Origin of the sequence: Leuconostoc lactis KCTC 3528 = DSM 20202 (assembly GCF_014651235.1) — a bacterium.
Classification (GTDB): Bacteria; Bacillota; Bacilli; order Lactobacillales; family Lactobacillaceae; genus Leuconostoc; species Leuconostoc lactis.
Genome location: NZ_BMWM01000020.1, coordinates 22,605 through 29,243 on the forward strand (window position 1 = coordinate 22,605; position 6,639 = coordinate 29,243).

Annotated in this window: 5 protein-coding genes; all 5 read right to left on the reverse strand. The window is 42.2% G+C overall.

What is annotated here, in order from left to right; translation table 11 throughout:
- Nucleotides 1-553 precede the first annotated feature (553 nt).
- The 5 genes from IE039_RS06235 to yycF all read right to left on the reverse strand — a co-directional run bounded on the left by IE039_RS06235 (nt 554) and on the right by yycF (nt 6,533).
- On the reverse strand, nt 554-1,693 hold the full coding sequence (locus IE039_RS06235; RefSeq protein WP_189428916.1) for a S1C family serine protease: 1,140 nt from the start codon (nt 1,691-1,693) through the stop codon (nt 554-556).
- A 62-nt stretch (nt 1,694-1,755) separates the two neighbouring features.
- The gene (gene yycI, locus IE039_RS06240; RefSeq protein WP_010004394.1) at nt 1,756-2,532 is read right to left on the reverse strand and encodes a two-component system regulatory protein YycI; all 777 of its coding nucleotides are present in this window, start codon (nt 2,530-2,532) and stop codon (nt 1,756-1,758) included.
- Between the two features lie 28 nt (nt 2,533-2,560).
- Nucleotides 2,561-3,868 carry a two-component system activity regulator YycH gene (gene yycH / locus IE039_RS06245; RefSeq protein ID WP_189428917.1) on the reverse strand — a complete coding sequence of 436 codons (1,308 nt, stop codon included), beginning with the start codon at nt 3,866-3,868 and terminating at the stop codon, nt 2,561-2,563.
- Nucleotides 3,858-5,729 (reverse strand): cell wall metabolism sensor histidine kinase WalK, encoded by a 1,872-nt coding sequence (gene walK, locus IE039_RS06250; protein WP_189428918.1) that lies wholly within the window; start codon nt 5,727-5,729, stop codon nt 3,858-3,860. The genes yycH and walK overlap by 11 nt, the downstream gene beginning before the upstream one ends.
- 96 nt (nt 5,730-5,825) lie before the next feature.
- Nucleotides 5,826-6,533, reverse strand: a complete 708-nt coding sequence (yycF, locus tag IE039_RS06255; RefSeq protein WP_029510319.1) for a response regulator YycF — start codon at nt 6,531-6,533, stop codon at nt 5,826-5,828.
- Nucleotides 6,534-6,639: the final 106 nt, after the last annotated feature.

Consider the following 6,639-nt stretch of genomic DNA (forward strand, 5'->3'; position numbering starts at 1 on the left):
TGCAACATCGTAATATGCCTATTATACCAGCACTTGACCTGTTCGCATATTTTTTTATCCACAGTTTTGAGCACATTTTAAACAAAACGTGGATAACTTTTTCCACGTTTTTGAATGGCGTTTTAGCCAATTTTCACCCACCATTCTTGACCTTATCCACAGTTTTCCACTTTTTTATCCACAACTGTGGATAAGCACAGATGTTCCCTTAACATTGCCACAGAAAAAATGGCTAATGTTCCTATTTTCAGTCACTATCTTGATTTCATTCGTTTTTTAACGACCCTCACGTCCTAAACGCAAACATTGACGCGCTATTGACATTATTGATCAAAAATTTACGAAATCACGCCGATTTTGCCGTTTTTATCGCCGATTTAATGAAAACTTAACAAATAAAACTAGTTTTCAACATGACCCCACCGACTTATCCACATTTTATCGACTTTTACACCGATTTATCAACATTTTCAGACGATTTATTAACATTTTCAGAAAACAGCAGCTCATCTAATTTGTAAAAAATGTGTAAAGAAAAAAGTTAACGCGCACGTTAACTTCCTAATTTTTGTGTTAATTTAACTTTAACAGTCTTTTTCTCTGCTTGGTGATAATAAGTAATTGTGACCGTATCATTAAGATCATGCTTATATAATTCTTCACGCAAGTCAGCTTGCCCCGTCACGGTTTTGCCATCAATCCCAGTAATCACGTCGTATTTCTGAATACCAGCTTTAGCCGCTGGTCCATTAGGAGTTAAACTCATGACAACAACGCCGCCCTTAACTGTATCTGGGATCTTCAACAGTGACTTTTGGTCATCAACCGTCACAGCTGATAATTCAACTAATCCAATGCCAATAGCTGGACGCGTCACTTGGCCATACTTGACCAACTTATTAACAATATCCACCACTTGATTTGACGGAATAGCAAATCCCATCCCTTCAACACTCGTACCTGAAGCAGAAGAAGATAGTTTCATTGAGTTAATCCCAATCACTTGGCCAGCAAAATTAATTAATGGACCACCGGAATTACCAGGGTTAATGGCCGCATCGGTTTGAATAACCGTTGAGCCCCCATAATTTTGCCCATCTTCAGAAGAAGACTCCACCAAACGCTTCTTAGCCGAAATAATCCCCTCTGTGACCGATGAGGCATATTGTGCGCCCAACGGTGAGCCAATAGCCAAGACCTTCTGCCCCACTTGGATTTTATTGGAATCACCAAATTCGGCCGTTGTGGTCACCTTGTCGGCCGCGATCTTTAACACCGCCAAATCCGTCATGGCATCCTTTCCAACCAACGTAGCCGTCACTTTTTGCCCATCATGTAACATGACTTGAATTTGGGCTGCTCCGTTAATCACGTGATTATTCGTCACCACATAGGCCGCATCCCCAGACTTCTTGTAAATCACGCCTGAGCCTTCAGACACTTCTTGAAAAGAATCTTTGCCCGTTTGAGAGAAATTCAACACAGAAACAACCGCATCTGACACTTTATTGTAAGCTGAAGTCGCCGTTGCATCCTTGGGAATTGTCACCGTCTTATCAGCCTTGGTGGTGACTTTTTGTTGTGATTGTTGCATATCTTCTAAGCCGCGCTGCCCATACAACATCGCCCCACCACCAAGAGCGCCAGCAACTGCGCCGGTTACGATAATTTTTGTTAATGATTTATCTGCCATATTATTCACCCATCTATTGCTTTGTTTTAAGTGTATCGATTACAAATTAATATTAAATTAAATTATACCGATAAATTATCCCCTGTAAAGGCATTGATCTTTAAAATGTATTTATCACGACCGCTATGTGCTTCAAACGCCCACACTGGCAGATAAATATCATAACCATTCACTGTTAATATTTTATCATAGTACAAGTAACCCTCAGATAAACGATCCCCACTATCCAATTCATTATACCGGTACAGCGCAACAATCGCCTCTTCTTCAGAGATAAGTGGCCGATCATCACGAAGCTTTTGACTATTGATTAACTGCCGTTTCACCACGTTGATTGGCTTGCCATTTTTATCATAATGAAAAACCATTGTGCCTGGCGCCGCCATCACCGGTAAACCGTTGACGACTTGGGAATAGACTTTATCCCCGTTTGTTTTATTGGCAGTTAAAATCGGATTATAGCGGTACCCCGCATCGTAAGCAATCACATTAGGTGACAGACTTGTCGGCTCACCATCGCGCGGTTTCAGCCCTTTAGCTGTGCGGAATTCGCCAACCAACTCTTCCGCATCGCCTGCCGTTGTTGTCGCGAGATCACTTGGTAAGCGCGTAATTTCTGACTTTTTAGCATGTTGCGCGGCCAGATAACTTTTATAGTTAATCGTCGTGCTAAAACTCGGCAACTTAATACCTTGCTTTTTCATCTCCAAAATAATATTTGCGTTAGCATCCGCAACTTGGATCGGTGCGACACGGCCAGCCTGCCACCAATTAAATAGGAAAATGTCCAGCAAAACAAACAAAATCAACATGAGCACGGTAATACGTTTAAATTGCATGACTGCCTCCTTTTTGTTTTGCCTATCACTATTGATTAGCTTTTGCTGCTATATAAGCTGTGACACTATGCCAACCGTCTGATGTTTCAATCATCCAAGTTGGCACCGTGTTGACCGCGGCTTGACTATCTTTATTAACCAGCCACTCATAACCTGGCGTAATAAAGTTATAATCACTTGGCTTGACGCCTGCATCACGTAATTGCTTTAAGACATCAGCAGTTGACGGCAAGGTCACATCTGGCTGATTATTAGGAACTGGTACCCCTAATTCATTGAGCGAATAGGTACTCGTTTGTTGGCCATTTTGTGACATATCAATATGAATCGCGCCACTTTCTGATTGGAAATAAACCGGAAAGCCTTCGACATATGTCCGATAGGTCACTGATTGGCCAAGATTCTGGCTTTCAAAAAAACGCGTATCGGTTAAGTTAAGTTGTAATAAGTTGATTTGTGCAAAACTCAAATTCAAACGCTCAAGGTAAGACTTTGGCAGCTTATTTTTAAGGTTATTGTCCTCAAAGGTGACCGTTTCCCACTCAGGGTCATAAGTCACTTTTTGATGATTTAATTTGTTGGTGTAAACCGTTTTATGACCATCTTCAGATATCACGAGTTGGTTCATTGTCCCCAATAACGCAGACACATACATTTTAGGGTCACGGCGGTTCACTAGGTAAGAATAGACTGGTAGCTTGAACGCACCCTTGTAGTTCAATTCGGCGCGTCCTTGCTGCGTTTTAAAGTTAACTGCGGTATGTTTAGGGAGCTGATTGACCATACGCCAGACGTCATCGTCATCCAATCGCGCCACTTTAACCGTGGTGATCTGTCGCTTTTTGGTATTTACAAAATAACCATTATTAGACTGATCAAGCGCCAACACAAAGTAATCAAAGTTAAGGGATTTTTGGCGTTCAACTTGTTGATTATAACGTGTATTGAAATAATCAATTGGGATCACATCTGGATAACGCAAGACTAAAGCACTTTTGGTGCTTAAAATTTTTTCTATCCGCTGCGTACTGACCGTGGTTGTTTGCTCATCGGAAAAACGCGCTGACATCAGTGCGTTCCTAATCGTTTTCACTTGTTTTGAGTCAGTCTTCAGGACAACATGTTGCTGGCCATTCGCTTGGGTAACAATAAACTGTGTGGGCCGAAAAACCTGAATGAGCTGCTGGTTGGATTGCTGTGTTGCCGATTGGCTGGCTGTTTCCGTTGGCCCAAAAGACTTAAAAGTAAAGACACTTAACACTACCGAAGCGCCAATCGCAAGGACCAAGAGCACATTCAAAATGGTTTGTTGGAGAAGAAATGGTTTATTCCGCATCCCAATCATCCTCCTCTAAATCTGCATCCTCCACATATGCTAACGAAATATAGAAGGTAGACCCTTTATTTTCAACGGAATCAACCCAAATACGACCATTAAACTTTTCCACGACTTCTTTTGAAATCGCAAGTCCTAAGCCAGTCCCACCTTGAGCGCATGACCGTGACTTATCCACACGGAAAAATCGGTTAAAAATATTATCCAAATCTTTTCTTGGAATCCCCAACCCTTGATCTGAAATACTTAAAATTGCCCGTGTCTTCGTTTTAATTAAGCGCGCCGTAATTGTGCCGCCATCAGGCGAGTACTTCACCGCATTATTCATAATGTTATCCAACACTTGGGTAAATTTATCGGGGTCCACTTCAACCCAAACATCTTCATTAGTTAATTCGCGTTTAATATTGTAGCTTTTGTTTGGTGTGTCAGCATTTTTAGCATCGTTTTCAATAATCATATCGAAACGATTTAAGACAAAATTGAACAGACTATTGAGGTTTACCACCTCAAGTTTCACATCCATCGTCCCTTGATCCAAACGGGATAACTCCAACAGGTCGTTAATCATCCGAATCATACGTTGCGTTTCATCCTGAACCACGCCCAAAAAGTTTTGCGCCATTTCAGGGTCATTAATCGCCCCTTCAGCCAACGCATCGACATAAGAACGCACAGAGGTCAACGGTGTCCGTAATTCGTGTGACACGTTGGAAACAAACATGCGGCGTTCAGAATCAATCCGTTGTTGCTCCGTAATATCATGTAAGACCACAACGAGACCAGAGATAAAGCCGGATTGCCGTTTAATTAAGGAAACATAAGCTTGAACGACTACTTCCTTGCCAGCATCTGACAAATCAACCTGGAAATCGTCCAGATTTTCCAACATATCACGCAACGTACGCTTACCACGCAGATGTAGCAAATCCACCACATGTTGTCCAATCGCTTCTTCGCGATCGACGCCGACAAAATCTGCCGCTGCCTGGTTAATAATCGTCACTTCACCCCGTCGGTTAGCTGCTAAAACACCATCCGCCATATGCGTGAGCACTGAATCCAGCCGGTTACGCTCCGCATTGACCGTTTCCGTGGATTCCTCGACTCGCGTGGAGAGTTCGTTAACTGATTGGGCGAGATGGCCGATTTCATCAGAACCATAGATATGATTGACCATCGAATAGTCACCATTCGCAATTTTAGTCGTCTGTTCATCAATTTGTTCAATCGGCCGTGTTAAAGTATGTGCCAAGAATAGCGCCAAACCAATGCTGGCCACTAAAGCAATTAAACCAGCAATAATAAAGAGTCGCATCACGCTATTAACATGTTGATAAACTGGTGCCAAACTGGCAGCGACAACAATGACCCCACTCACATCACGGACACGACCGGACGTCACCCCTAGCGGTATCGTTAATAATTCTTTACGATCACCATTATCATTGATAATGCGCGTCTTTAAAAAAGATTGCTCACCAGCAATCGCCTTTTGGGCATTTAAATCCGTTGTTTTTTGCCCAATGGTTTGCTGACCAGAAACAGATAACGTCCCACGAATTGTGCCCGTACGATCGATAACCTGCGCTTCTTGCAAGTTATCATTATTTAAACTCGATAACACATCTTGAATCTCGTGGTTACCGGCATTTGTATCCGGATTTTTAAGTGCCGTCGTAATTTGATCGGTCACATATTTGGGTAATGTAATTTGTTGCTGAAAAGTCGCCAAATTTTGCTGTTCAATTTGGCGTACAAAAAACGCACCCAAAAGTTCGAGTGCGATAATCATTAGCAACACAAAAACGAGGGTGATGCGAAAACGGATAGATTTAAAAAAACTGATCGTACTGTTCATAGTTACTGACGCCTTGCGTCTGTCTCCTTGCGATATCCATACCAAAATAGCGTTATCATCGCCTATTTCAACCTGCAAGGTATGAAACGATGCGACTTATTCTGCTTCTGGGCGTAAGTAATACCCAACGCCGCGGCGCGTTGCGAGCCAGTTTGGGTGACTTGGGTTGTCTTCAATCTTTTCGCGTAAGCGACGGACAGTGACATCAACCGTGCGGACATCACCAAAATAGTCGTAACCCCATACCTGTTGCAACAAGTGCTCACGGGTCATCACTTGCCCAATGTGTTGAGCAAGATAATACAACAGTTCAAATTCACGGTGTGTTAATTCAATATCCTGCCCCGCTTTTGATACCATATAGGCTTGGGGATGGATCGTTAAATCACCGAGTTCAATATCTTCTGTATTGACGACTGCATCATCTGAATGTTGCGCAACTGCCTTACGACTACGCAAGTTAGCTTTGACACGTGCGACTAATTCTCGGTTAGAAAAAGGCTTCGTCACATAATCATCCGCACCCATTTCTAGACCCAAGACTTTATCAATTTCAGAATCCTTGGCTGTCACCATAATGACCGGAATTTCTGACTTTGAACGAATTTGACGCAATACTTCAACGCCATCAATTTCGGGTAACATTTGATCTAATAAAACAAGATCTGGCTTTTCGTCACTGAACATGGTTAATGCTTCTTGACCATCCGCTGCCGTGACAACATCATAGCCTTCTTTTGTTAAATTAAACTTTATGATATCTGAGATTGGCTTCTCATCATCCACAACCAAAATTTTACTCATGGATATGCTCCTCACGCGTCTTTGCTAGTTTATTTATGGCAGATTGCAAGAAATAACTTGAACGAATTTAGTGACGTAGATTAAGTAAGAAGATCTCGATTGGTGT

Coding starts and splice junctions, on each gene's coding strand:
- IE039_RS06235 (WP_189428916.1), bottom strand. CDS start 1,693: ATGGCAGATAAATCATTAACAAAAATTATCGTAACCGGCGCAGTTGCT.
- walK (WP_189428918.1), bottom strand. CDS start 5,729: ATGAACAGTACGATCAGTTTTTTTAAATCTATCCGTTTTCGCATCACC.
- yycI (WP_010004394.1), bottom strand. CDS start 2,532: ATGCAATTTAAACGTATTACCGTGCTCATGTTGATTTTGTTTGTTTTG.
- yycH (WP_189428917.1), bottom strand. CDS start 3,868: ATGCGGAATAAACCATTTCTTCTCCAACAAACCATTTTGAATGTGCTC.
- yycF (WP_029510319.1), bottom strand. CDS start 6,533: ATGAGTAAAATTTTGGTTGTGGATGATGAGAAGCCAATCTCAGATATC.